Origin of the sequence: Streptomyces sp. NPDC088387 (assembly GCF_044753385.1) — a bacterium.
In the GTDB taxonomy this organism is placed as follows: domain Bacteria; phylum Actinomycetota; class Actinomycetes; order Streptomycetales; family Streptomycetaceae; genus Streptomyces.
The window spans coordinates 318125-342519 of record NZ_JBIVNC010000002.1 but is presented as its reverse complement, the minus strand read 5'-3'; the positions used below and the strand labels follow the sequence as shown (position 1 = coordinate 342519).

The following is a 24395-nucleotide window of genomic DNA, read 5'->3' as shown; positions in this document are numbered from 1 at the left end:
GTCGGCGGTTCAGCGACCGGTGATCTTCTTGAGCTCTGCTGCGACCTCGTCGGTCTGGGCGATGGCGGCCCGCTCCAGCACCTTGCTGATGCTGGGGGAGGCCTCGCCTCCGGTGACTCGCTGGACGGGTTGGTCCAGCCAGTCGAAGAAGCGGCGCTGGATCTCGTCCGCCAGCCATGCGCCGTAGGAAGTACCGACGGCTCCCTGCTCGGCGATGAGGACGTTGTTGGTCTTGCGAATACTCGCGCCGATGGTCTCCCAGTCGATGCTCGCTCGGTCCAGCCAGCGCAGATCGATGACCTCGGTGTCGATGTCACTGCTCTGCACGGCTTCCAGGACGTAGTTCGTCATGGCCAGGTACGTCAGGATGGTGAGGTCCGAACCCTCGCGCCGTACCGCGGCCTTGCCCACGGGCAGGCAGAAGTCCCAGTCGTCCGAAGGGACCTCGCCCGTAGTCGGGTAGAGGTCCACATGCTCCAGGACGACGACGGGATCGTTGCAGCGCAGCGCGCTGTTCATCAGGCCGATGTAGTCGAACGGCGTTGATGGTGCGGCGATACGCCAGCCCGGAGCGGTGGCGAAGATCCCGGCCGGGTCCATGGAGTGCTGAGAACCGTATCCGGTACCCATGGCGATCTTGCTACGCAGTACGAGAGGAACGTCGCTGGTGCCCCCGAACATGTGCCGGGCCTTGCCGATCTGGTTGAACAGCTGGTCGGCGGCCACCCACATGAAATCGGCGTACATGAACTCCACGACGGGCCGGTAGCGCCCTTCGAGGGCGATACCGCCGGCCAGGCCGGCGAACGCGTTCTCGCTGATGGGTGTTCCAAGAACGCGCCCGGGGAATGCCTCGGGGAGGCCCCGGGTGGCGCCGTTCGTACCGCCCTTGAGTCGGTGGACGTCCTCTCCGAGCACGACGATACGCTCGTCCTTGGCCATGCGCCGTCCCATGACCTCGGCCACCACGTCGATGAACTTGCGCTCCTCCGTCTTCCCCTGGAAGGAGGGCAGTTCGGCGGTCTGTGCCCCGTCGAACTCACTGAGGTCCCCGCGGATCCCCACATCCCTGAAATCAGGATCCGGCCACAGCTCCGTCCTGATCTGCTGCTGACCGGGCTTGCCACCCGGCACGGGTTCGAGGAGCTCGCTCGCGACGGCCTCCATCTCGGCTTTGGCGCTCGCTGTGCACTGGGCGACTTCCGCCTCGGTGAGGATGTCCCGGCGGATCAGGTGGGACTCGATGAGTGCCAGGGGGTCGCGGTCCCGCCATTCCTTCTCCTCATCCTTGCTGCGGTAGCCGAAGGCGCTGCCTGGGAACGGGCCGTTCTGGTGGAAGTAGCGGTAGACGTCCGCCTCGACGACTGTGGGGCCATGGCCCGCCCTCATGTGGGCGACGGCTTCGCCCGTTGCCAGGTACACCGCGAGCGGGTCCATTCCGTTGACGCGCCAGCTGGGGATGTTGAACCCCAGTCCGCGCGCGGACAGCCGTGGTTCGGCGGTGACCTCGTTGACGTGGGTGGAGACGGCGTACTGGTTGTTCTCGATGAAGAAGCACACCGGAAGCTGCCACGCGCCGGCGAGGTTGAGGGTTTCCAGAACGGATCCGATATTGACCGCGCCGTCGCCGAAGTAGGAGACGGAGACCGCGTCCGTGTCCGCGTGCCGGGCGGACCAGGCGAACCCGGCGGCCTGGGGGACGCCACCGCCCACGATGGCGTTGGTGCCCATCGCTCCGGCCTCACGCCACTGCAGGTGCATGGATCCACCGCGCCCCCGACAGAACCCGTCGGCGAGACCGCAGATCTCCGACAGGCTGCGGGAGAGCACCGTGCGTACCGCATCGGACAGGGGAGCTCGCGGGTCTATGCCGTCGGGAGCCACGTGGCCGAGTGCCTTGGCCAGGAACTGGTGGTGTCCGCGGTGCGAGCCGTTGACGTAGTCGCGGCTGGTGAGCGTGAGCACCGAGCCGACAGCACCGCCCTCCTGGCCGATGCTGGAGTGAGCGGGCCCGTGCACCAGCCCCTGGGAGGCGAGGGAGAGGACGTACTCCTCGAAGGTCCTGATGAGGAGTGTCTGGGCGAACATCGAGGTCAGCAGGGCCGGGTCGGCAGCGTCCCAGTCCTTCCTCGTCGCGACGACCTCGACCCAGGGGGCGGCGGGGCTGAGTTTCTTGTGTGTGGGCACGGGCGCCTCCAGGACGTGAGCGCATGGCTCGGCCGGGCCTGAACACCCAGCTCTTGCTGTGTCTCACAGTCCCGCCGAATGGATCCATATACAAGGTCAGGTTATCATTATGTTACTTAAGCATTGCGGGTCAGGGCATTGACTAGGCATGTTGAGAGCGTGATGGTCTGTCGTGAAAGAGCATGGATCCAATGGAGGATGGTCATGTCGAAGACACCGAGCGGCCCCAGCGATCTCAAGGAGTTCGAGCAGGACTCCTGGTGGGAGGCGGTCCGAACCGAACTCAACGCGGACACCCAGTGGATGGAGGCGGCGAAGTACTTCCCGGCCCGCATCGAGTTCCGCAGTGATCACACTTCCTGGACGGTGGATACACGCGACGGACGTGCCGTCTCCGTGCGGCAGGGGCCGCATCCGCAGGGAGCCGACATCACCATCGTCGCTCCGGACGAGGAATGGCGCCGTGTGATCGACGGGCAGACCGACTGGTTCGAGGGTACGTCGCCGGGGCTCGGCCGCATCACGGTGGAGGGCGACGGCATCGCCGCCATGCGCAACGTCAAGGCGATGTGGCACCTCCTCGGCGCGCTGGCCACGGCCGGCAGGCCCGCGGCCCAGCCCGGCCCGTACTCTCCCGACCCGCAGACCGGACGCCACACCGCGGTCACCGGCCGCTACATCGAGGTCAACGGCCTACGGACCTACTACGAAGAGGCCGGCGAGGGCGTTCCGATCGTCTGTATCCACGCGGCGGGTCAGGACACCCTGATGTACCGCCATGTCGTGGAGGGACTGTCGGACGAGTTCCGCGTCATCTCCGTCGACGCGCCTGGTCACGGCAAGACTCTCGAACCCGTCGACGGCGCCTTCCGCGACATCAGTGACCACGCCGACTTCAACGAGGCGTTCATCGAAGCCCTCGGCCTGGAGAACCCGGCCATCGTCGGCTGCTCGATGGGCGGCAACATGGTGCTCGAACTGGCCTCCCGGAGGCCGGACTTCTACCGCGCTGTCATCTCGGCGGAGGGCTCCGACTACACGCCGACCGTCAGTGACACGCTGCTGGAGATGCTGCTGCTGAACGGAGCTCAGATCCTGGAGGGCTGGTCCCGATCCATGACCGGCCATCGCACCCCGCCCGACCGGGCGCGCGAGGTCGTGTGGCAGTTGCGCCGTGTCTGTCCCGAGGTGATCGCCGCAGACCTCACCGGATACGCCGGCTTCGACCGCCGCGATCAGGTCGGTCGCATCGCGAGCCCGGTGCTGCTGCTCCGCGGCGACGCGGACTGGCTGGTCCCGCAGGTAATGGTCGAGCAGGTCGCCGGACGTATCCCCGGGAGCCGGATCGCGGTCCTGGAGGGCACCGGGCACTACCCGATGATCGAGAATCCCGTCGAGTTCAACCGGACGGTGCGCGACTTCGTCAAGGAGACCCTGCGATGAGCGGTCTCTCGGGCAGGTTCCCGGATCCCGGCGTCCTGCCGTCGCCCTTGCGGGGACTGCCGGTGGCCCAGGTCGGCATCCTCGTGCCGGACCTTGCGGCAGGCATCGCCACCTGGTCGGCACTGCTGGGAGCCGATGACTGGCTCGTCTACACCTACGGTCCCGACAGCGTGCCCCAGCTGACCTACCGCGGTGAGCCGGGCACCTTCCGGATGCGGGTCGCTCTCACCGGAGCCGCACCGCAGGTGGAACTGATCGAGTCCCTGGAGGGGCCGAGCATCTATACGGAGTGGATCGACGAGCACGGCTACGGACTCCACCACCTGGGCTTCTGGATCCCGTCCGCGGAGAAGACGATCCGTGAGGTGACCTCGGGTGGTGTCGGACTGCTGCAGTCCGGCAGCGGATACGGGCAGGACGGCGACGGTGGGTTCGCCTACTTCGACACCCAGGACAGCGTCGGTCTGATCGTCGAGGCCATCGAGGTTCCCAAGCGTCGCAGGCCGTCCGAGCCGCTGCCCCGGGGGCCGCGGTGACTTCGACCGGACGGCGTGGTCTGCCGGGACTGGCGGGCGTCGAGCACGTTGGTTTCACGGTGCCCGATCTGGAGGCCGCCACCCGATTCTTCACCGAGGTCATCGGATGTGAACTGGTCTACACCTTGGGGCCCTTCCGGTCCGACGACACATGGATGGCCGACCATCTCAATGTCCACCCACGAGCTGTGATGGACCGACTGGCCTTCTTCCGCTGCGCCAACGGTCCCAACTTCGAGGTGTTCCAGTACAAGTCGCCGGACCAGCACCCCGTCCCGCCGCGAAACAGCGACATCGGTGGCCATCACCTGGCCTTCTACGTCCAGGACCTGGACGCGGCCGTCGACCACCTGCGGTCGCACCATGTGACGGTCCTGGGGGAGCCCACCGCCAGTGGCGGTCCGAGCGAAGGCCAGCGCTGGGTCTACTTCCTCACTCCCTGGGGGATGCAGCTGGAGCTTGTCTCCTTCCCCTATGGCAAGGCGTACGAGAGTGCGCTCGATGAGAGGGAGGGCCAGGGGGTGAGGTTGTGGCAACCTGAGAAGTCAGATCAACCGCCACGTTAGGAAGACCATGCCGCCAGGCCTCGACGGATCGTCCTCGGTCGCCAGCCAGAGGGTCGCCGACACACTGCGTAAGCAGATTCTCCTCGGGGACCTGCGCCCCGGCGCGAGAATCATGCAGGAGGATGTCGCCGAGGCCTTCGGCTCCAGCCGGCTGCCGGTCCGCGAGGCCCTGCGGATTCTGGAGTCCGAGGGCCTGGTCGTCCTCAAGGCGAACAGCGGGGCATGGGTCTCGAAGATGGACCTCGCCGAATGCCAGGCCACCTATAAACTGCGGGAGAGGGTGGAGCCCCTGGCGCTCAGTGAGTCGATTCCGAACCTCACCTCGGACGACTTCCACCGGCTGGATGAAATCCAGCGTGAGATCGAGTCGAACAGCGATGTCGATCGGTTTCTCAGCCTCGACAGGGAACTTCACCTGATCACTTATTCGGGCTGCAGCATTGAACAGCTCCTCAGCATGGTTCGCCGCTTCTGGAACACAACCCAGCACTACAGGCGCGCCTACGCTCATCTCATTGATCCGACGGGTCGCGAATTGATCAATTTTGAGCATCGCTTGATCATAGAGGCGATCAAGCGGGGCGATCCCGTCGACGCGGAACGCTTCCTTGCGGGGCACATCCGCCGTACGCGGCTCGCGCTCTCGCGTCACCCCGAACTGTTCGCCGACTGATGGCGCCGATCGGCTGACGCATCCTCGTCCACTTGATGGCGGACCGTAGCAGGACGGTCCGCCATTTTTGCGTGCCCTCACGGACATGTGACAGCGAAGGGCGGCTACGGCCAAACTCGGTATGGATCCATAAAGATGATCACGTTATCTAAACGTGATGCAGGTGAGTGCGCCTGAGCTGTTGACGTGGGTTGATTCCAGGTGGAATCTCAGAATCATCAAAGGGTCTTCACAGATGGATCCATTTGACGGAACCTCGATAGGTGAGGATCCCGCCAGCGCTGTCGCTCAGGCCCACCCGGCTTCGGCGACGAGAACGCGCCCACCCGGGCTTTCGCCCCGGACTCACCCGCAGGCCGCGGAGTCCCGCTCATGCCGTCGCGTACGCCGACTCCGCCGCCTTTCCGAAGGAGCGCGCCGTGAAACGCCGCAAAACTGTCGCAATAGCTCTCGCTGGCTCCAGCGCCCTGACCGCCGTCCTCGCCGGCTGCAATGCCGGCGCGACCGGTGCCGGGGAGGGAGGGGCCAAGACCGTCGGACTGATCCGGTTCTCCGGTTCGGACGTCTACGCCAACAGTGCCCTTGACGCGATTGCCTCCTACGGCAAGAGCAAGGGCTGGAAGGTGACGGAGGTCGACGCCAACGGCAGTGTCGACTCCGCCAACACGGCGCTGACCAATCTCGCCACCAAGGGTGTGGACGCGATCGCCATCTCCGTGTTCCCCACCGACGCACTGGCGTCGGGTGTTGCTTCGGCGCAGTCCGCGGGCATCCCCGTGGCCAACTGGGGAGGCGGCCTCGGGTCCGGCGTACCCATCGCCGCCGACGTGGCCATCGGGGAGCCGATGGCCAAGCGGGTCGTGGACGACCTTGACGCCACAGGTGCCCTGCTGGCCCTCGGCTACCGTCCCGGACTGCCCTGTCAGCGCCGCGAGCAGGCCCTCGACGAGGCCGTGGCCAAGACGGACATCAAGGTCGACGCCCAGCAGATCACGATCCCCGGCCAGGTCGAGTCGGCGGACAAGGCGACGCAGGCGTGGGCGCAGGCCCACCCCAAGGGCGGCAAGCTCGCCGTGTGGGCCTGCTTCGACGACCCGGCCACTGGCGCCGCCGCGGCCCTTCAGCAGCTCGGTCGTACCGACGTCAGCACCTACGGGCTCAATGGCACCGCGGAAGCGTTGTCCCTGGTGAAGGCCGGGAAGCTGACCGCGACCCAGTGGATCGACGGACCGTCCCAGGGCCGCGAGATCGCCCAGCTCTTCGAGAAGTACTGGTCCGCTCCCGACGACTTCAAGCCGATCGAGATCGACGGCGACTACAAGATCATCGACAAGAGCAACGTCGACGACTTCCTGGCTGAACACCCCGAGCTGAGGAAGTAGTCATGACAACACCAGCGACGCTACCCAGCGCCGGAGACCCCGCGCCGCCGGGCCACACAGAGCCCTTCGTCCAAGTGCGGGGCCTCGCAAAAGCCTACGGCGCCATCCGCGCTCTGCGCGGCGTCGACGTCTCCTTCCGGCGCGGCGAGATACACGGGCTCGTCGGAGCGAACGGTGCCGGCAAGTCCACACTGATCCGCTGCCTGGCCGGTCTGGAACAGGCAGACGCGGGCGACGTTCTGATCGACGGCGAAGTTGCCCAGATCCACGGTCCGGCCGACGCGGCCCGCCTGGGACTCGCCTTCATCCACCAGGAGCTGAACCTGGTGAGGTCCTTCACCGGCTCACAGAACATCATGCTCGGCAGCCACGAGGGCTCGATGCTGAGCCTGCGGCGCTTCAACAGCGTGCCCAGCGCGGTGCTCCGTGCTGCCCGGCGGGTCGGAATCGACTTCTCGCTCGATGTTCCAGTCTCCGAACTGACCGTTCATCAGCAATGGCTCGTCACCATCGCGCGGGCTCTGGTCGAGGACCGGGCCCTGATCGCCATGGACGAGCCGACCGCCTCCCTGGACGCCCAGGAGGCCGCCAAGCTCCTGGAGGTCGCCCGCGAGCTGGCCGCCTCCGGTGTGGCCGTGGTGTTCATCAGCCATCGGCTGGACGAGGTCACGGACGTGTGCGACCGGGTCACTGCCTTCAAGGACGGATCGGTGTCCCTGGCGCTGCCGCGAGTGGAGATCACCCGTGAGGCCGTCGTGCGAGCCATCGTCGGCCACGAGGTCACGCCCGGGGCCGGAGTCACGGCCTTCGCACCGACCGAACACACCGGCGTTGCCCTGCGCCTCCAGGGCGTAAGCCGTGGACGCACTGTCCGGGACGTGTCTCTCACCCTGCACGAGGGTGAGGTCGTCGGCATCGCCGGCCTTGTCGGCTCCGGACGTACGGAGCTCGCGCGGCTCGTTTTCGGCGCCGACCGCCCGGACAGCGGCACCATGGTGCTGGACGGCAAGCCCTACCGGCCGCGCACGATCACGCGGGCCATCAGTCAGGGCGTCGCCTATGTCCCTGAGGAACGGCGGTCCGAGGCGCTCTTCCTCACGCATTCCGTGGAAGCCAACCTCCACATCACGGTGTGGCACCGCTGGCGTGTCAGCAAGTGGCTGCCCTTCATCCGCCCCCGCTCCTCCCGAGCCGCGGCAAACCACACCTGCCGCACCCTCGGGATCAAGACACCGGATGCCCGCCGACCCGTCGTAGGCCTCAGCGGCGGCAACCAGCAGAAGGTCGTCATGGGCCGCTGGCTGGCCACCCGTCCGAAGGTCCTGATCCTGGACGAACCCACCCGCGGCGTGGACGTGGGCGCTCGTGCCGACATCTACGCGCGGATCCGTGAAGCGAATGAGTCCGGAACCGCGGTCCTGGTCATCTCCTCGGAGTTCGAAGAGCTCCTCGAATGCAATCGCGTGCTCGTCATGGCCGAAGGCCACATCGTCGGCGAACTGACGTCGGACGAGATCACCGTCCCGAACATGCTGCACCTCTGCTACGCGTGAACCTCGTCGCGCGATCGAGAAACTGGAGACCCCCGCCATGGAAGGCACCATCGAACAGGCCGCGAAGCCGTCGGCCGACAACGGGGCCGCACCGGGCAACGCACCGCGCATTCTGCTCCTGACAGGCAGGTACGGAACCCCCGGCGTCCTCGTCCTGCTCCTGATCGGCTTCACCGCGGCCAGCCCGGCGTTCCTGACCGGACAGAACCTCCTGAACATCCTCAACCAGAGCGCCACACTGGCCATCGTCGCCGGCGGCCTCACCCTGCCGTTGGTGGCGGGTAAGTTCGACCTCAGCTTCGCCGCCGTGGTGAGCCTCTCCGGCATCCTCGCGGTCGGCTTCCTGGAACGCAGTGGTCTGCCCTGGCTCGCCGCCATACTCCTCGCTCTGGCGGCGGCCGGAGTCATCGGACTGGCCAACGGGCTGCTCGTCGCACAGCTGCGCATCGACCCGATCGTCGCCACCCTGGGCACCAGCACCATGCTGCTGGGCATCAACTACGCCTACTCCAACGGCACACCCATCACCCTCAAGCCCGGGCCCTTCACCGACATCGCCCGCGCCTCGGTGATGGGCGTCCCCGCGCCCGTCATCCTCACCGTCATAGTTCTCGGTGGCCTGTGGCTGACCCTGAACTTCACGCTGCTCGGACACCACATGCAGGCGGTGGGCACCAATCAGGTAGCCGCTCGCATGGCAGGTGTGCGCGTCGCCCGCATCACCGTGATCGCCTTCGCGATCTGCGGTCTGTGCGCGGGACTGGCAGGAATCCTGCTGTCAGCGCGGATCGGCAGCGGTCAGGTCACCGCCGGCGACGGCTATCTGCTGAACGCCTTCGCGGCGGTCTTCCTGGGCGCATCCGTGCTCAGGGACGGCGATTTCCACATCCTGGGCACGCTCGTCGGCGTTCTCATCGTCACCGTCACCTTCAACGGACTGTCCCTGCTCGGTGCGGAGTCCTACGTCCAGTTCCTCTTTCAGGGCGGCATCCTCGTGGCTGCCACGGCCCTGAGCGGCACCAGCCGCCGCCTGCTACTCGCCTCGGCACGACGCTGACCGGGCGCGCCGGTCCATCGGCGGATGGTGGCGCCCACGTCCCGATCACGACGTTCACTCTTCCTTGCATGGATCCATGAATCAAACTGATGTGTATACCTCTCAGGAAATTGCCAGGTTGAGACATCATAATGTCACGAAAGCGAAACGTGGCATTGTGTATGGATCCATTAGGTGCCAGGCTGGCTGGTAGTAAACCCTGGCCGAGGATGAGGCGAGCCGCGTATCCCGCCACTCCTCTTCGTGAGAAGGCTGATGCCATGACGCAGTCCGCGAATACCCCCCGCGCTCCGGAGCTCGAACCCCTGGTGGCGCCCTGGATCGAGAAGCTCGGAGCTGCTCTGGACGCGTTGGAGGCGGGGCGCTTCGACGACCTCGCTGCCGCGCGCGAGGCCTACGCCGACTGGTTCGTGACGCGCTTTCCCGCTCCTGACGGCGTGACCTACGAGGACTATCGGGCTCACGGTGTTCCAGCGACGCGGGTGCGGCCCGACGATACGCTTCCCGGCCGCGTCCTGCTCTACCTGCACGGCGGGGGATACCTGGCGGGGGAGCCGCGGGGATACCGAGGACTCGTAGGCCGCTATGCCCGCGGACTGTGGGCCGAGGCCGTGATCCCCGACTACCGGCTGGCTCCTGACGCCCGTTATCCGGCGGCCATCGACGACAACCTCGCAGTGTACGAATCCCTCCTCAAGGAGGGTTACGACGCCGGCTCCATCGTCGTGTCGGGTGACTCCGCCGGCGGTGCCATGGCCGTCGCGCTGCTGGTTGCGGCCCGTGACGCCGGACTGCCGCTCCCAGCGGCGGCGGTAGCCATCTCTCCCTGGGCCAATCTGGAGCACACCGGCGCGTCGATCGTCACGAAGGCCGAGGCGGATCCCCTGTGCACTCCGGAGGCTCTGCGCACCATGGCCGCCAGCTACTTGGGCGACAACCCGCTGAACAGCCCACTGGCCTCACCGGTGTTCGCCGATGTCAGCGGCCTGCCTCCGGTACTGATCCAGGTCGGTGAGCGCGAGATCATGCTCAGCGACGCGGTGCGTCTCGCCGAGCACCTGGCCGCAGCACAGGTACGGGTGAACCTTGAGGTGTGGCCAGGGATGCCGCACGTGTGGCACCTGTTCTCCGAGGACCTCAAGGATGCCGACGCGGCCCTGGAGTCCGCCGTCGGCTTCCTTGACGCCCGACTTCCCAAAGCCTGAGTACACCCCGTCCCTTTCCCACTGTTGTGAGAGGCCTCCCATGAGTACCGAAATCGAGAAGAGGATCAAGGTCAACGGAACGGAGCTGTTCGTCCGTGACACCGGCGAGGAGAATCTTCCCGTCGTCCTGGCCCTCCACTCGCTGTTCCTCGACGGCCGCATGTTCGAGGGCTTCAGAGATGCCGCCGCCGGCAAGTACCGGGTCGTCCGACCCGACTTCCGAGGTCAGGGCAGGAGCGCGGCGGCAGACGGCGACTTCATTCACCTGGATACGGTCACCGCCGATGTCGTCGCGCTGGCCGAAGCCATGAACCTGGAGCGAGTACACCTGCTCGTGCAGTCCATGGGCGGTGATGTGGGCTTCCGGCTGGCGGTTGCCCGCCCCGGTCTGATCAAGTCGATGGTCGTCCTCGGATCCTCCGCCTGCTCCGAGCCCGCCGATCAACTGGTGGTCTTCCGCGAGTGGGTCGACAACGTCGGCCGCCGGGGCTTCGTCGACGAGGTTCTGCAGGAGACGGTGGAGATCATGTTCGGGGCCACCACCCGCAACGATCCTGCCAAGCAGGACATCGTCAAGTTGTGGGAATCGCGGATCGCCGAAGTACCCAGGACCCTGCGCCCCGCCATGGCGGGCGTCATCGAGCGCGGCACCGCCGTGCACCTGCTTCCCCAGATCAGCGCACCCGTCTTCGTCGTGTCCGGCGAGGAGGACAAGCCGCGTCCCGTCCCCTGGCAGGACGAAATGGTCGAGCACCTGCCGAACGCCACCCTGTGGCGCCTCGAGAAGATCGGTCACAGTCCCATCCTGGAAGTCCCGGACGTGGTCCTGCCCCGCGTCCTCGATTTCCTCGATGAGGTGGAGAAGTCCGGCTAGGTGTTCTGCCGGGTCCGTCGCGGGAGGCGGACCCGGCGCGGGGAAACCGGGGCCTTCCGAGCGGCGTACGCGCTACCCACCGCTCGGAAGGCCCCACCTGTGTGCCGCAATCCGGCCCGCACGCCTGAGGAGGCAGCCGGTGCCCGAGGGCATCCAACTGCCTCCAACAGTGATGGCTGCCAGGGACTAGCCGGACAGCCATCCGAGTCACACCTCGGTACGTCGGACCTCCGCCGGGCGCACGGCCATGGCGTAGCTGAAGTGGAACTGCTTGTTGATCGCGCCCAGATACCCCACGCCGGTGATGATGTACCAGGCCTTGGCCGGGTAACTGCCGTACTCCGTGCTCGACCAGTAGTGCTCGGCCTTCAGGTTCTCGAACAGGTCCTGGTTGGAGAAGATCTGACCGAAGGCCGCCGCGAAGTCGAAGGCGCCGTCCTCGTCCACGGGCTGCTCAGAAGGGTCTGGCAGGTCCGGCAGGCTGCCGTCGAAGCCCTGGAGGCCCTTGTTGCCCAGAGCGTTGTAGTACAGACGAGTCCACTCACTGTTCTGTGTGTTGTATCCGCAGAGACTGGTGCCGTCGAATCCGTAGTGGGCGGGGCCGTCCTCGGTCGCAGGCAGGCGCCAGTCGCTCGTCCACGAGACCTCGTAGGCCGGATCCAGGTTGTACGTCAGCACGGCTTCGGAGTTGAGCCCAGCGGCCCACTCCGTCTGCTTGTGCCAGTTGTTGAAACCCGAGGTGTAGTCGAGCCAGACGAGATTCTGCGCCTCGTCCCAGATCAGCTTGTACTGACTGCCCTCGTAGGTGACGGTGCCGATGGACTCCAGGGACGTCCGGGTAACTCGCCCGCCACGGACGGCGATTGCGTAGTTGAACGGCCAGTCCTTTTCGTCGTCGCCTTGGTAGCCGATGTGAGTGCCGAAGAACCAGGCGAGCGAGGGGTGGTCGGCGTATTCGTTCTGCCAGTAGAAGTCGATCTTCAGGTTCTCGAACGGGCCGGTGTTCTTCAGACCGGCGTCCGGCTGGGGGAAGGTGCCGTCGAGTGCCTGGTTGCCCTTGTTCCCCAGCGAGTTGTAGTAGAGGTGGCCCAGGTCGCTGCTCGTGACGTTGAAACCGGCGGTCGACTTTCCGTCGTAGCCGAACTCGTACGCGGGGTGCGGCGTGGCCGGCAGACGCCAGTCACCGTCCCACTGAACGTGGACTCCGGGCTCCAACTGGTAGGTGAGGACGCCTGGTTCGTTGAGGCTCTTCGCCCAGGTGTCGCCCTCGGTCCACGAGAGGTAGGCGGTCGTGTGGTCGAGCCAGATCAGGTCTCGCTCGGCCTCGTGAATCAGGCGATAGCTCTTGCCCTGGTAGAGCGCTGTGCCGATAACTGCCGGCGAAGTGGTCTCCGCCGGGCTGGATTCCGAGGGCGCCGGGTGGGCTGACGTGGTCATCTTGTCTCCTCTTGTTCTGTGCCTCTGCTGTGCCGCTCGACACCCAGTGGCGACGCTGTCCGGGCGACATGCGAGAGGGCCGCGGTCCCGATCGGGCGCCTGAGTGATGGCCCCTCCTGCAAGGGGTGTGACACCGCCCTCGGGGCAGGTCGAACCAGGCCGCCGGTGATTCGTTCGGCCAGGCCGCGAAAGCGGGCACAGGCGGAACAAACCGAGGCGGCTCGGCGGGCCTCCGACACGCGGGTGCGCCATACTTTACAGAGTATGGATCCATAAGTAAGGAGCGCGTAACCCAAATGCTGACGACATCGCCGCTCTGGTTTGCTCTGTATATCAGAATGGATCCATTGGGTGGGGTGGTGTGCCGTCGAACTGCCTCGGCGAGACCGGTGTCAGTCGGTCAGAATCGCGCGGATCACGCGTGCGAGGTGGCCGCTGAGCTGGTCGGGGGAGAGTTCCAGCAGTGGTCCGCGGCGGATGACGTAGCGGCTGAAGGTGACACCGATGAGTTCCGCGGCGAGGAGCTCGATCCGGATCTCCGCGTCGGGCGCTGTGACGGCCTTGAGGTAGCCCGCCATGCTGCGCTCGTGCATGGCGTTGTAGAGCCTTACCGCGGTCTCTTCATTGGAGGCGGCGCTGCGGATGAGAGCGACGAAGGGGTCGCCGGCGGCGCCCTCCTCCATGCGGGCCACGTAGCCCTGTGCGATGCGTGCCGGCAGGGTGTCGGGGTCCCCCTGCACCAGTTGCTCCACGTCCCGCGCACCCGGCACCGCGGCGATGAAGAGGTTCTCCTTCGACTGGAAGTGGCGCATCACCAGCCCGTGCGTCACACCCGCCCGGCGGGCGATCTCCCGGATGGTGGCCCGCGCGTATCCGTACTCGGTGAACGTGGCCCGCGCCGCGTTCAGGATCGCAGCACGGTGGGCCTCAGGATCGCGGACGCGCTTGCGCGTAGGTGCGGGTGCGGGGCTCGTCGGCTTGTCCATGCGGTCAGCGTAGGGGACCAGGAGTCCTCATGACCGGCTGGTCATTAGCGGACGATGGCGTTACGCTTTAATGACCGCTCGTTCATTAGTCTGCGGAGAGGGTGCCGCCACCACTGTGGCTTTGGCCCCGCCGCTCCCTTCATCTGGCGAGCCACATCCCCACGCGCGATCTCCAATCGAGGTGTCTCGTGACCACTTCCACCCCTCTCACACTTGATTCCGCAGCTCAGGACCAGTTGTTCCGCGAAGCGCACACTGCCGACTCATTCAGCGCCGAGGAGGTGCCCGAAAGCACCCTGCGTGCCATCCATGAGCTCGTGAAGTACGGCCCGACCTCCTTCAACCAGCAGCCCCTGCGCATCGTCCTTGTGCGCTCCCAGGAGGCACGCGAGCGCCTGGTCTCGCACATGTTCGAGCCCAACAAGGAGAAGACACTCAACGCGCCAGTGACCGCGATCCTTGCCGCCGACTACGAGTTCCAGGAGGAGTTGCCCCGCCTTGTGCCGCACTTCCCGGATGCCAAGGACACGATCTTCGCCGCCCGAGACATGCGCGAGGCGTCCGCAGAGTTCAACGGCGCACTGCAGGTCGCGTACTTCATAGTCGGTGTTCGTGCCGCCGGCCTGGCCGCCGGACCGATGACCGGCTATGACGCCGCGGGTATCAACAAGGACTTCTTTCCCGAGGGTGACCACACGGTTCTCACCGTGATCACCTTGGGTTTCCCGCAGGAAGGCTCCTACCACCCGCGTCTTCCGCGTCTCGACTACGACGAGATCGTGTCCACTGTCTGAGCGGTGGCATACACCGACCGGGCCCGTCGCCGCCGTGGCAGCGTCAGGGCCCGCACCGGTCGGTCCTACATTGAGTGACGGTCTGGATGGCCGTCTGGAATTCACCAGTTGCAGACACACATCCGCCACCACTCCAGCACCTCTGGGAGACCACATATGTTCGCCGCCGTCATCCACGCCTTCGGTGACTCACCCAGCTATGAGGCCGTTCCTGATCCCGAACCGTCGGCCGGAGAAGTAGTGGTTGATGTTCTGGCCGCCGCGCTGCACCCTTTGGTGCGGGCCGTGGCGGGGGGCACCCACGCCACCAGCGGAGACCGACTGCCGCTCGTGCCCGGATACGACGGGGTCGGGCGCCTGGAGTCGGGGGCACTGGTTTACTTCTCCGGTCTCGTGCCGCCGCAGGGCAGCATGGCCGAGCGAGCCGCGGTGCCACGATCCTCACTCATTCCGCTTCCGGACGGGCTGGGCCCGGCAACGGCGGCCGCTCTGGTGAATCCGATGATCTCGGCGTGGCTGGCTCTGTATGAGCGGGCGGAGCTCCAGGCCGGCGGCAAGGTACTGGTCCTCGGGGCCACAGGCAACGCGGGCCGCGCCGCCGTACAACTCGCCCTGCTGCGAGGCGCCGACAAGGTGGTGGCCGTCGGACGCAACGCAGAAGCGCTGCGGGAGCTGTCCCGGGCAGGGGCTCACCACACGGTGTCCCTCGACGCGAGCGACGACGATGTCGCCGCGTCCCTCAAGGACGTCGCCGGGGATGTCGACGCCGTGATCGACTATCTGTGGGGCCATCCGGCCGAGGTGGCCCTCGCCGCCATCGCCGACGGACGTCCTGACCCGCGCCGGTTGCTGCGGTGGGTGGCCGTGGGGTCCATGGCCGGTCCATCCATCGCACTGCCCTCCGATGTCCTGCGCAGAATCAACGTCGAGATCCGCGGCAGCGGAGCCGGGTCCGCCGTCCCGGACCGAGTGGACACCGCGCTGCGGTCACTGATCGCGCTGCTGCCCGGAGCCGCCGTGAGTACGGAGGCCGTCACTGTTCCGCTGGCCGAGGTGAAGGAGGCCTGGGGCAGGCGACTGACGAGCGGGCAGAGGCTGGTCTTCATGCCCCAGGAACACGCGTTGGCGACTTCCGCCTGAGCAGTCTCGCGAGTATCGGCGACTGAGACACCCCCGGCGGCCGGACGCACGTGGCGAGTTGCCGCCGACGAGTCAGCAACGGCACCCGTGACAAGCGCAGTTCATGACTAATGAGGAAGACATCCATGGAAAAGACGAACGACGGGCGTCCCACGCTGCTGCTGGTGCACGGGGCGTGGCACCAATCCTCCTGCTGGGTCCCATTGCAGGAGGCACTGGCCGCCGACGGCTGGGACAGCCGGACGGTGGAACTGCCGAGTTCCGGCGAGCAGGGCATCCGGACGGCCGGCGTGAACGAAGATGCGGCCGCCATCGGCGATCAGCTCCGAACCATCGACGGACCGGTGGCCGTTCTCGCTCACTCCTACGGGGGTATCCCCGTCACGCAAGAGGCCGCCGGTCACGCCAATGTCGTACACCTCGTCTATCTCGCGGCGTATATGCCCGCTGAGGGCGAGTCCATGTACGACATACACCGGCTCCCCACACCCGAGGACCAGAGCGGCATCTTCCCGCTGATCGACGACCCGCGCACGTCTCTGTACGGCGACCTGACGGATGCCGCCGCGGAGACCGCCCTCGCGGAGTTGGTGGACCAGAGCCTGCGGTCTTTCGCACAGCCGGTGAGCCGTGCCTCGTGGCGGACGATTCCCTCCACCTACATTGTGTGCGAGAAGGACCGGGCGATCCCGCCGGCCCTCCAGGAAGCGATGTCAGCCCATGCCTCGCACGTCGAGCGGCTGGCGACCGGACACTCGCCGTACCTATCCGCCCCCGCCGAACTGTCGACACGGCTCGGGAAGATCCTGATGACGGAGTCTTCGAGGGGCTGACCGGTTGGGCCCGGCTCAGGAGAGCCCTTCGAGGGCACGGGGCCGGGCCAAGGAACAGTCAGGCATTGGTGAGGCCACCGCCAAAGGGCCCCACCTCTCAGCAGGCCGACCCCGCCTCCATGCTCTCGGTCAGAGTGCCGGAAGGGGATAGGTCACCTCGGTGAGGCGCTCGGACACAACCCACAGCCCCTGCTGGAGCTCCCTGTCGTGCGATGCGCCGGCGGACTGGCCCTTTGCCGGGTCACCGAAGAGGCCGAGGAATCCGCCCGGGCCGTAGAACGCGCCGCCCGGGGCGGTGGGATCGGTCGCCGCCCGGAGGGTCGGCAGTGCTCCCCGCTCGGCGGTCCTGCCAAGCACCTTGTTGGCGAACGCGTCGATGCCGGGAGGGGCGTCCTTGCGGGACAGGTCGGTGCTGGCGATGCCCGGGTGTGCGGCAGTCGCCAGTGTGGGGGCACCCGCAGCTGCCAACCGCCGGGACAGCTCATAGGTGAAGAGGAGATTGGCCAACTTGGAGCGGGCGTAGTTCTTGTGGTCGTTGCCCGCGGAAGTGAGGTCTGACAAGTCCAGCCGCCCGGTGCGATGCACCACGCTGCTCACCGTCACCACGCGTGAACCCCGGACCGGCAGCAGCCGTTCGATCAGGAGCCCAGTCAGGGCGAAGGTGCCGAGGTGGTTGATGCCGAACTGTGTCTCGAATCCGTCGCGGGTATCGCCCGTGGTCTTGTTCACACCCGCGTTGTTGATCAGCAGATCCAGGCTCTCGAAACTCTCCTTGATGTATTCGGCAGCAGCGCGTACCGAGGCCAGATCTCCGAGATCGAGCTCGACGGCACTGACCCTGGCTCCGGGCAAATCCCCGGTGATCTGAGCGGCGGCAGCCTTGGTTCTGTCCACGTTCCGAGAGGCCAGCACCACCTCGGCGCCACGCTCTGCCAAGGCCCGGGCGGTCTCGAAGCCGATACCCGCGTTCCCGCCTGTCACAACGGCCGTGCGGCCGGTCAGGTCGGGGATGTTCGACGTGTTCCAGGAGGTCATTGCCTGCCCCTAACATGAATCAGTGGTTCAGTTTCTATAGTGAACCACACGTTCACCTTCTGCAAGTGACGGGTACGCTGTCGCCATGGCAAGCGCGAGCGGTGGTCCACGGCTGAGGGCAGATGCGGTCCGCAATCGAGCAGGCATCACACGCGCTGCTCGGTCGCTGATAGTGACCCGGGGACTAGCCGTCGAGATGGATGAGATCGCCCGTGAGGCGGGGGTGGCGGTAGGCACGGTGTACCGCCACTTCCCTGCGAAGCAGAACCTCATGGAGGCCGTGCTCGCCGAACTGGGCGCGGAGATCGAGGACACACATGCCGCGGCGGTGAGAAATGTCGAAGCGGGGCACAGCACCGGATACGCAGAGCTCGCGGAGCTGTTCCGTCGAGCGGTCGTGGATGTCAACGAGGAGCGTCTGCTTCGCGAACTGAGCCCGGCGGGGGGCCCGTGTCTGCCGCCAGAGGTGCAGCTTCAGGCGCAGTCGGTGACGAAGTACCTGATCGCCGCCGCGCACCGCGACGGTGACCTCCGGCCCGATGTCACGGTGAGCGACGTGGAACTACTGCTGACCCATGCGCCCACCGCCCTGACGCCTCGGGAGGAGCGCGAGAGGTGGGTGACCCTCGCATTGCGATCGCTCGCGTCTGCTGGGCCGCGTGGGCAGGGGTGAAGTCCATCGTGGCAGCGTCAGCCCTTTCGCGGCGGAACTCAGGCGGCGGTTGAGGCGCTTGTAGATCATGTCGAATCCCCATACGGAGGATTCGTTGCCGCCCGCCAGGTCTCTGTAGCTCCTCAGTCGACCGGGGCACGGACCCAGAGCAGGTCCTCGACGCCGTCGCCGCACACGGCTGGCGCCGCGACATCGACCAGCCCCAGGGCGGCGACGGACCCGACGTTCACCTCGCCCATCAGCCTCGGCGAGGTCGCACCCCTCATCCAGGACGCCGACCCGCGTGCCCTGACTACCGTGGCCGACGAGGCGGGACCGACCGGATGGCAGGCATGGGCCGAGCCCGCACTCGGTGCCCCCTGCCTGTGGGCAGTCTCCTTCAGTTCCAGCGTTCCGGACGACCTCGTGGCAGCCTTCGCCGCCTCCCTCACCTCGACTGCACCCGTCCTGCGCCGGGTGCTGCCCGAGGCCACTCGGGAACGACTGTTGCGAGCGCCGGCCTAGTGATCGACGGCGCTCCTCAGCCAGTCGGAACAAGCCCCGGCCCTCCCGAATGGGGGCCGGGCTCCTGGCATTTCCCTCCGAGGCTCGGGCGAGCCATCGAGTCAGAGGAGGCCGACCCGTGTGACGAGCACAAGGTGTGGGGCCTGCCCAGCACCGGTGATCACCTTCGGACCCAAGGCGGGCAAGTGGGGTGAAGTGGGGACAGCTCGATGCAACGATGGGAACAGAGCGAGGAGTTGGGGCGCAGATGGCCGCGTGGTGGTGCACGGCGTGGGGTGAGCGGGTCGACGTGGACCCGCATAGCGCCATGCGTCGCGCACACGCACGCTCGGCAGGCCGGACACGCCCCGCCATCCTGGTACAACACGCTGCCTACCCGCATGGGAGCGGAGGCGCCGGAGTGGGAGGTGGGCAAGCCGTGCCAATTGCCCCCGCGATGTCGAGGCGAGCCTCTCCTCGCGAACAGTAAGAGGGCGTGCAACGTTGCCTTGGGGGCCAGCGTTGGGGACCAGTGTTCGCTGCACGGATCTGTCTTGTCGGGGCGCGTGAAAAGCGGGAACGGAGGGAATGCACCTTGTGGCGTGATCCGATGAAACTGGCTGGTCGCGCGGGACCGGGCTCCGCGTGACGAGATGGGGTCAACACCGAGCGCACCTGCGGTCGGGCAGGTCGCTGGCGCAGTGCCGTGGAAATCGCGTGCGCTGGTGGGGACGCTCTCAGGCCGAGCCGCTGGCTGTAGTCCAATCGTCGGCCGGATCTGCGAGCCGAAGGTACTCCGTCGTGGCCGACAGCGCCTACCCAGGTTTTGCCGAACACCGGGGCACCAGCCGGTTCAAGGTTGTCGGGAGGACTGCCGAAAGTGAGCTTTCCGGTGTGACGTGGCGGGCTACCGTCTGGGAGCCCTTCCAAAGGACAGGCCCCTTGCAGAGTCGAACCCGACAGGTGCAGCCGAGGCTGGATATGACGTCCGCGGAGTAGCGAAACGTTTGCGGCAGCGTCCGAGGGTGTCCAGCTGGCCGCGCCCTGGCCACGGCGTCGGCATGCCTCACAAACCGCCCCGGCGGCAGAGTCATCGTCGCGGTGGGGACCAGTTGGGGACCATACAGCGTGCGCGATTGTGCACGAGGCAGTCGTCCACGCACGCACTACGGCACAGTTAATTACTTTATGTCCATAAAATACTCTCGACGCCCACTCCTGGGGGTCAAGGGGTCGCAGGTTCAAATCCTGTCGTCCCGACTGGAGACAGTCGTCACAGAGGGCCGGTTTCGGGAGCATCCGAGACCGGCCCTCCGTCGTTGTCCGGGCCAGGTGGGACCGGCCCGGAGTCTTGACGTTCATTTCCGGACTGGGCTAGCGTCTGCAATCGGTTGCAGTGATGCTTTGGGTGGAGATGCTCCCACGGTCGGAGTTCGCGCTGCGCCGTCTTTCGAGCCCCCTGTGAGGAGCCGGTATGAGTACAACCGCGTCCGATGCAGCCCCTCGTCCACCGGCCGGGCGGGAGGTGTGGGGTGCGTTCGTCGGCGGCAAGTTCGTCGATCCCGGGAACGACGACACCTTCACGGTGACGGAGGCGGCCACCGGCCGGCCGCTCGCCGAAGTGGTCTCCGGCGGAACGGCCCTGGTCGACCTGGCGGTCGCCGACGCCCGCCGCGCCCTGAAGAGCTGGCGTGACACCCCGCCGCGCGAGCGCGGCCGGCTGCTGCACCAGGTCGCCGCGAAGATCCGCGAGCATGTCGAGGAGCTGGCCGAGATCGAGGCGCGCGAGGTGGGCAAGCCGCGCCGTGACGCGCTGCGCTTCGACCTCTCCTACAGCCACGCCGGATACGACTACTACGGCGGACTCGCCGACACCCTCCGCGGGGAGATCCTGGACCAGGGGCCGATCGAGGCCCGCGTGGTGTACGAGCCGTACGGGGTGGTCGCCGCGATCCTGCCGTTCAACTGGCCGCCGATCCACTTCACCAAGAAGTGCGCGCCCGCGCTCGCGGCGGGCAACGTGGTCGTGGTCAAGCCGGGTGAGCAGGCGCCGCTGACCGTGCTGCGGCTGGTGGAGCTCGCGAACGAGATCCTGCCCCCGGGGGTGCTCAACGCCGTACCCGGTGTCGAGGCGGGCAAGGCGCTGGCGGGGCATCCCCAGGTGGAGCGCATCACCTTCACCGGGGCGACCGAGACGGGCCGGCGCGTCCTCGAGAGCGCGGCGCGCAACCTGACGTACGCGACCATGGAGCTGGGTGGCAAGAACGCGCTCCTCGTCCTCGCCGACGCCGATCTGGACGTGGCGGTCGACGTGGCGCTGGAGGGCATGTTCTACAACCAGGGCGAGGCGTGTACGTCGACGGCGAGGATCCTCGTGCACGACTCCGTGCACGACGCGTTCCTGGAGCGGTTCGCCGCCGCCACCGAGCGGCTCGTGGTGGGCGACGGGCTGGACGCGGCCACGGACGTGGGTCCGATGGTCGACGCCCGGCAGCGGGACAAGGTCCTGGCCCATCTGCGGACCGGACTCGACGAGGGCGCCCGGCTGGTGACCCAGGGGAAGCTCCCCACCGACGAGCGGCTCAGCGGCGGCTACTGGGTCCCGCCGACCGTACTGGCCGACGTCACCGCCGACATGACCCTGGCCCAGGAGGAGATCTTCGGGCCCGTCGCGTGCGTGATGCGCTTCTCCGACGAGGACGAGGCGATCGACGTCTGCAACGGGACCGCGTACGGGCTGACCGCCGCCATCTGCACCACCGACGAGGCCCGGGCCTGGCGTATCGCCGCACGGCTCGAGGTCGGGATGGTGTTCGTGAACAACTACATGCGCCGGGCCTTCCTCGGCTCGCCCTTCGGCGGGGTCAAGGGCAGCGGGTTCGGGCGGGAGAACGCGCTGGAGACACTCCACGAGTTCGTCCGCTCCAAGAACGTCCGGTTCCCGTCGGGCCGCGGCGAGATCCCCACCTGGCCGCCGCGGGACTGAGCGTCAGCCGGCCGCCGGCTTCCTCGTCGACGCCCGCACGACGAGGGAGACCGGCAGCAGCACCGAGCGCGCCGGCCTGGCCGGTCCGTCGATCGCCTCCAGCAGCATCCGGGCCGCCTCCACACCGATCTGCTGGTGCGGCACCGCGACGGTGGTCAGCGCGGGGCGCAGCTTGTCGAGGAAGGGCATGTCGTTGAAACCGACGATGCTGATGTCGTCGGGGCAGGCGATGCCGCGCTCGCCGCAGACGTCGTAGGCGCCGAGGGCGAGCAGGTCGTTGCCCGCGATGACGGCCGTGAACTCGGTACCGGCGTCGAGAGCCGCGCGCATCGCACGGGCGCCCTCGGCCTCGGCCCAGAAGTCGCAGGGTGCGATCAGCGCCGGGTCCTGGACGAGGTCGAACTCACGTACCGCGTTGCGGAAACTGCGGGCCCGGGTGATGCCCGTGGAGGTGGTGGCCGGTCCGGCGAGGTGCAGGACGCGGCGGTGCCCGAGCCGGGCGAGGTGCGCGACGGCCTGTGCGATCCCCGCCGCGTCGTCCGGCACGACGGAGGACACGTCGAGATGGTCCGTGCGCCGGTTGACCAGCACCATCTTCACGTCCTGCTGGTGCAGTTCGGTGAGCAGCGGGTGGTTCAGCCGGGCCGTGGCGACGATCAGCCCCTCGACCTGGCGCGAGCGCAGGGAGTCGATCTGGGCCTTCTCCCGCGCCGGGTCGTTGTCCGTGTTGACGATGAGCGCGCTGTACCCGGCGGGGCCGAGCAGGTCGTCGATGCCCCGGACGATCGGGGGAAACAGCGGGTTGGTCAGATCGGGCAGGACCACACCGACCGTGAGCGACTTCGCCGTCTTCAGGCTGCGGGCGATCGGATTGGGGCGGTAGCCGAGGGACTTGGCGGCGCGGCTGACCCGCCGGGCGGTGTCGGCGTTCACCAGCGACCGGGTGTTGGGGTTGAGCGCCCGTGACGCCGTGGCGACATGAACACCCGCGGCCTGTGCCACGTCCCGGAGCGTTGGTTTCTGCACAGCTGAATCCTAGGGGTCGTAGGCGACAAGGTCGCCGGGGTGGCGGACACGGGGTGGGTGGACCGTGGCGCGGGGTGGGTGGACCGTGGTGCGGGGTGGGTGGCGAGCACGGGGCGGGGGTGGGTCGTGGCGTGGGACGGGTGACGGGTGACGGCCATCGGGTGCTGGGTCGTGGCGCGGGGTGGGCGCCGGGTGGCCGGGGCGTGGTCAATCGGTGGCGGTCGCGCGGCGGGTGGTCGTGGTTGATGAGCGGCGGTCGCGCGGCGGGTGGTCGTGGTCAATGGGTGGCGGTCGCGGGACAGGTGGTCGTGGTCAATGGGCGAGGGGCCGCGGGTCGGGTGGGCCATGGTCAGGCGGTCGTGACCGCGGGGCGGTCGGGACCTCGTGGGGTCAGGGCAGGTCGGCGATCAGACCGGCGCCGGGGTCGAGCGCGGCGGCGAGCGCGTCCGTGCCGTTCTGCGACACCGGCAGGTAGCGCTGCCGCAGTCCGACCAGGGTCGCCAGTGCCGCACGGTCCACGTCCGCCTCGGTGACGAGGCCCTCGCGCGGGTCCTTCATCCTGGCCAGGTACTGCCGGGCCGGTCCGGGTTCGAGTCCGAGGAGCCCAGCCGCCTCGGCCGTGGCCTCCTCGTCGAGTTCACCGGCGACCACGGCGCGCGCGGTGTCCCGGAGCACGCCGGCCAGCAGGTGCGCGGGCGCCAGGCAGCGCTCACCGGCGACACCCACGACCGTACCCAGGTAGGGCGGGCAGACGTCCGCGACGGCGGCCAGTCTCCGGCACCCGGCCGCCTCGGCGACGAGTTCGTTGCCCGCGTTGAGCATGGTGGCGTCGCACTCGCCGTCGAGGAGGGCACGCAGCCGCTTGGGGGTCGAGCCGAGCGCGGTCACCTCGTACTCCTCGCGCCCCACGCCCAGGGAGTCGGCCAGGGCGTAGAGGGCGAGGGCGAAGCCGGACGTGGGGACGTCCACCCCCACCACCGCCCCGCGCAGCTGTTCCGCGCCGCCGAGGCCCGGACGGCCGTAGAGCGCCAGGCCCATGCCTCGGTCGACGGCGGAGACGATACGTACGTCCGCCCGGGCGCCGAGCGGGTTGTCGGGGACGAACCGGTAGGCGATCACGTTGTCCGGGCTGGTCAGCGCCACATCGAGCTCGCCCGCCAGGAGCGAGCGGAACTGCGCGGGGGACGAGGTCACCGGGACCCGCTCCACCGTGAGTCCGGCCCGCTCCAGCCGCCCGGAGCGATCCGCCAGTGAGAGCAGCACGGACGGTGTGAACTCTCCCGTCACCAGAGTCGTGTTCATCGCTGTCTCCCGGGATCCCTCGGCCACCAGTCGAGCAGAGTTTACCTGCTGAGTGCAGTCGTTTGCAGCATCTGGTGACCACCCTGTGTGCCGACCGAGGGCGACGTTATCGGGGTGCTTCAGTATATCCAGTGCCTCCCGACGCTTGACGCGGAGCTTGCGCTCGGTCGAAGCTTGCAGTCGTTTGCAGAGCGGTCGTCGTGCGCTCTGCTGCGACCCGCGAT

At 67.5% G+C, this 24395-nt stretch carries 20 protein-coding genes and 1 pseudogene; 15 read left to right on the top strand and 6 right to left on the bottom strand.

Annotated elements, in window-relative coordinates:
* Positions 1-9: 9 nt before the first annotated feature.
* Positions 10-2187 carry a thiamine pyrophosphate-dependent enzyme gene (locus ACIQAC_RS06190; RefSeq protein ID WP_402187524.1) on the bottom strand — a complete coding sequence of 726 codons (2178 nt, stop codon included), beginning with the start codon at positions 2185-2187 and terminating at the stop codon, positions 10-12.
* Positions 2188-2391: 204 nt separating this feature from the next.
* On the opposite strand from ACIQAC_RS06190, the gene ACIQAC_RS06185 reads away from it, so the two are divergent.
* The 9 genes from ACIQAC_RS06185 (at position 2392) to ACIQAC_RS06145 (ending at position 11476) form a co-directional block, all read left to right on the top strand.
* On the top strand, positions 2392-3630 hold the full coding sequence (locus ACIQAC_RS06185; RefSeq protein ID WP_402187521.1) for an alpha/beta fold hydrolase: 1239 nt from the start codon (positions 2392-2394) through the stop codon (positions 3628-3630).
* Complete coding sequence (locus tag ACIQAC_RS06180) at positions 3627-4166, top strand: VOC family protein (RefSeq protein WP_402187518.1); 540 nt, start codon at positions 3627-3629, stop codon at positions 4164-4166. Before ACIQAC_RS06185 ends, ACIQAC_RS06180 begins: the two co-directional genes overlap by 4 nt.
* On the top strand, positions 4163-4732 hold the full coding sequence (locus tag ACIQAC_RS06175; protein ID WP_402187516.1) for a VOC family protein: 570 nt from the start codon (positions 4163-4165) through the stop codon (positions 4730-4732). The genes ACIQAC_RS06180 and ACIQAC_RS06175 overlap by 4 nt, the downstream gene beginning before the upstream one ends.
* Positions 4733-4739: 7 nt before the next feature.
* Positions 4740-5405: a GntR family transcriptional regulator gene (locus ACIQAC_RS06170; protein WP_402187513.1), complete on the top strand. Its 666-nt coding sequence runs from the start codon at positions 4740-4742 to the stop codon at positions 5403-5405.
* Positions 5406-5824: 419 nt separating this feature from the next.
* A complete protein-coding gene (locus ACIQAC_RS06165; RefSeq protein ID WP_402187511.1) occupies positions 5825-6787 on the top strand; it encodes a sugar ABC transporter substrate-binding protein in 963 nt (320 codons plus the stop codon).
* A gap of 2 nt (positions 6788-6789) precedes the next feature.
* Positions 6790-8340: a sugar ABC transporter ATP-binding protein gene (locus ACIQAC_RS06160; RefSeq protein WP_402187509.1), complete on the top strand. Its 1551-nt coding sequence runs from the start codon at positions 6790-6792 to the stop codon at positions 8338-8340.
* Between the two features lie 37 nt (positions 8341-8377).
* On the top strand, positions 8378-9397 hold the full coding sequence (locus tag ACIQAC_RS06155; RefSeq protein ID WP_402187507.1) for an ABC transporter permease: 1020 nt from the start codon (positions 8378-8380) through the stop codon (positions 9395-9397).
* Between the two features lie 260 nt (positions 9398-9657).
* A complete protein-coding gene (locus ACIQAC_RS06150; protein ID WP_402187505.1) occupies positions 9658-10602 on the top strand; it encodes an alpha/beta hydrolase in 945 nt (314 codons plus the stop codon).
* Positions 10603-10642: 40 nt separating this feature from the next.
* Positions 10643-11476, top strand: a complete 834-nt coding sequence (locus ACIQAC_RS06145) for an alpha/beta fold hydrolase (RefSeq protein WP_402187503.1) — start codon at positions 10643-10645, stop codon at positions 11474-11476.
* A 207-nt stretch (positions 11477-11683) separates the two neighbouring features.
* Here the strand turns inward: ACIQAC_RS06145 and ACIQAC_RS06140 are convergent, their stop codons facing one another.
* Complete coding sequence (locus ACIQAC_RS06140; protein WP_402187500.1) at positions 11684-12913, bottom strand: hypothetical protein; 1230 nt, start codon at positions 12911-12913, stop codon at positions 11684-11686.
* Positions 12914-13305: 392 nt separating this feature from the next.
* Positions 13306-13899, bottom strand: a complete 594-nt coding sequence (locus ACIQAC_RS06135; RefSeq protein ID WP_402187497.1) for a TetR family transcriptional regulator — start codon at positions 13897-13899, stop codon at positions 13306-13308.
* A gap of 188 nt (positions 13900-14087) precedes the next feature.
* Between ACIQAC_RS06135 and ACIQAC_RS06130 the strand changes: the two genes are divergently transcribed.
* From ACIQAC_RS06130 to ACIQAC_RS06120, 3 genes are all read left to right on the top strand, one after another.
* Positions 14088-14693, top strand: a complete 606-nt coding sequence (locus ACIQAC_RS06130; RefSeq protein WP_402187494.1) for a malonic semialdehyde reductase — start codon at positions 14088-14090, stop codon at positions 14691-14693.
* 240 nt (positions 14694-14933) lie between these two features.
* Entirely contained in the window at positions 14934-15833 is a 900-nt protein-coding gene (locus ACIQAC_RS06125) for a zinc-binding alcohol dehydrogenase family protein (RefSeq protein WP_402187492.1), read from the top strand.
* Positions 15834-15958: 125 nt separating this feature from the next.
* A complete protein-coding gene (locus ACIQAC_RS06120) occupies positions 15959-16666 on the top strand; it encodes an alpha/beta hydrolase (protein WP_402187489.1) in 708 nt (235 codons plus the stop codon).
* 129 nt (positions 16667-16795) lie between these two features.
* Here ACIQAC_RS06120 and ACIQAC_RS06115 read toward each other — a convergent pair whose 3' ends face one another.
* Entirely contained in the window at positions 16796-17701 is a 906-nt protein-coding gene (locus ACIQAC_RS06115) for an oxidoreductase (protein WP_402187486.1), read from the bottom strand.
* A gap of 85 nt (positions 17702-17786) precedes the next feature.
* Between ACIQAC_RS06115 and ACIQAC_RS06110 the strand changes: the two genes are divergently transcribed.
* The 3 genes and pseudogenes from ACIQAC_RS06110 (at position 17787) to ACIQAC_RS06100 (ending at position 21843) form a co-directional block, all read left to right on the top strand.
* A complete protein-coding gene (locus ACIQAC_RS06110; RefSeq protein WP_402187484.1) occupies positions 17787-18374 on the top strand; it encodes a helix-turn-helix domain-containing protein in 588 nt (195 codons plus the stop codon).
* A gap of 143 nt (positions 18375-18517) precedes the next feature.
* Positions 18518-18878: pseudogene (locus ACIQAC_RS06105) on the top strand (DUF317 domain-containing protein); the annotation flags it as partial.
* A gap of 1453 nt (positions 18879-20331) precedes the next feature.
* Positions 20332-21843: an aldehyde dehydrogenase family protein gene (locus tag ACIQAC_RS06100; protein ID WP_402187482.1), complete on the top strand. Its 1512-nt coding sequence runs from the start codon at positions 20332-20334 to the stop codon at positions 21841-21843.
* Between the two features lie 3 nt (positions 21844-21846).
* Here the strand turns inward: ACIQAC_RS06100 and ACIQAC_RS06095 are convergent, their stop codons facing one another.
* Positions 21847-22869 carry a LacI family DNA-binding transcriptional regulator gene (locus ACIQAC_RS06095; RefSeq protein WP_402187481.1) on the bottom strand — a complete coding sequence of 341 codons (1023 nt, stop codon included), beginning with the start codon at positions 22867-22869 and terminating at the stop codon, positions 21847-21849.
* Between the two features lie 390 nt (positions 22870-23259).
* Positions 23260-24171 carry an ABC transporter substrate-binding protein gene (locus tag ACIQAC_RS06090; RefSeq protein WP_402187478.1) on the bottom strand — a complete coding sequence of 304 codons (912 nt, stop codon included), beginning with the start codon at positions 24169-24171 and terminating at the stop codon, positions 23260-23262.
* Positions 24172-24395 lie beyond the last annotated feature (224 nt).

Bases quoted from the DNA above. Each gene is read 5' to 3' on its own strand.
- ACIQAC_RS06110 (WP_402187484.1), top strand. From the start codon at position 17,787: ATGGCAAGCGCGAGCGGTGGTCCACGGCTGAGGGCAGATGCGGTCCGC.
- ACIQAC_RS06140 (WP_402187500.1), bottom strand. From the start codon at position 12,913: ATGACCACGTCAGCCCACCCGGCGCCCTCGGAATCCAGCCCGGCGGAG.
- ACIQAC_RS06100 (WP_402187482.1), top strand. From the start codon at position 20,332: ATGAGTACAACCGCGTCCGATGCAGCCCCTCGTCCACCGGCCGGGCGG.
- ACIQAC_RS06145 (WP_402187503.1), top strand. From the start codon at position 10,643: ATGAGTACCGAAATCGAGAAGAGGATCAAGGTCAACGGAACGGAGCTG.
- ACIQAC_RS06115 (WP_402187486.1), bottom strand. From the start codon at position 17,701: ATGACCTCCTGGAACACGTCGAACATCCCCGACCTGACCGGCCGCACG.
- ACIQAC_RS06180 (WP_402187518.1), top strand. From the start codon at position 3,627: ATGAGCGGTCTCTCGGGCAGGTTCCCGGATCCCGGCGTCCTGCCGTCG.
- ACIQAC_RS06160 (WP_402187509.1), top strand. From the start codon at position 6,790: ATGACAACACCAGCGACGCTACCCAGCGCCGGAGACCCCGCGCCGCCG.
- ACIQAC_RS06155 (WP_402187507.1), top strand. From the start codon at position 8,378: ATGGAAGGCACCATCGAACAGGCCGCGAAGCCGTCGGCCGACAACGGG.
- ACIQAC_RS06120 (WP_402187489.1), top strand. From the start codon at position 15,959: ATGGAAAAGACGAACGACGGGCGTCCCACGCTGCTGCTGGTGCACGGG.
- ACIQAC_RS06170 (WP_402187513.1), top strand. From the start codon at position 4,740: ATGCCGCCAGGCCTCGACGGATCGTCCTCGGTCGCCAGCCAGAGGGTC.
- ACIQAC_RS06135 (WP_402187497.1), bottom strand. From the start codon at position 13,899: ATGGACAAGCCGACGAGCCCCGCACCCGCACCTACGCGCAAGCGCGTC.
- ACIQAC_RS06150 (WP_402187505.1), top strand. From the start codon at position 9,658: ATGACGCAGTCCGCGAATACCCCCCGCGCTCCGGAGCTCGAACCCCTG.
- ACIQAC_RS06090 (WP_402187478.1), bottom strand. From the start codon at position 24,171: ATGAACACGACTCTGGTGACGGGAGAGTTCACACCGTCCGTGCTGCTC.
- ACIQAC_RS06185 (WP_402187521.1), top strand. From the start codon at position 2,392: ATGTCGAAGACACCGAGCGGCCCCAGCGATCTCAAGGAGTTCGAGCAG.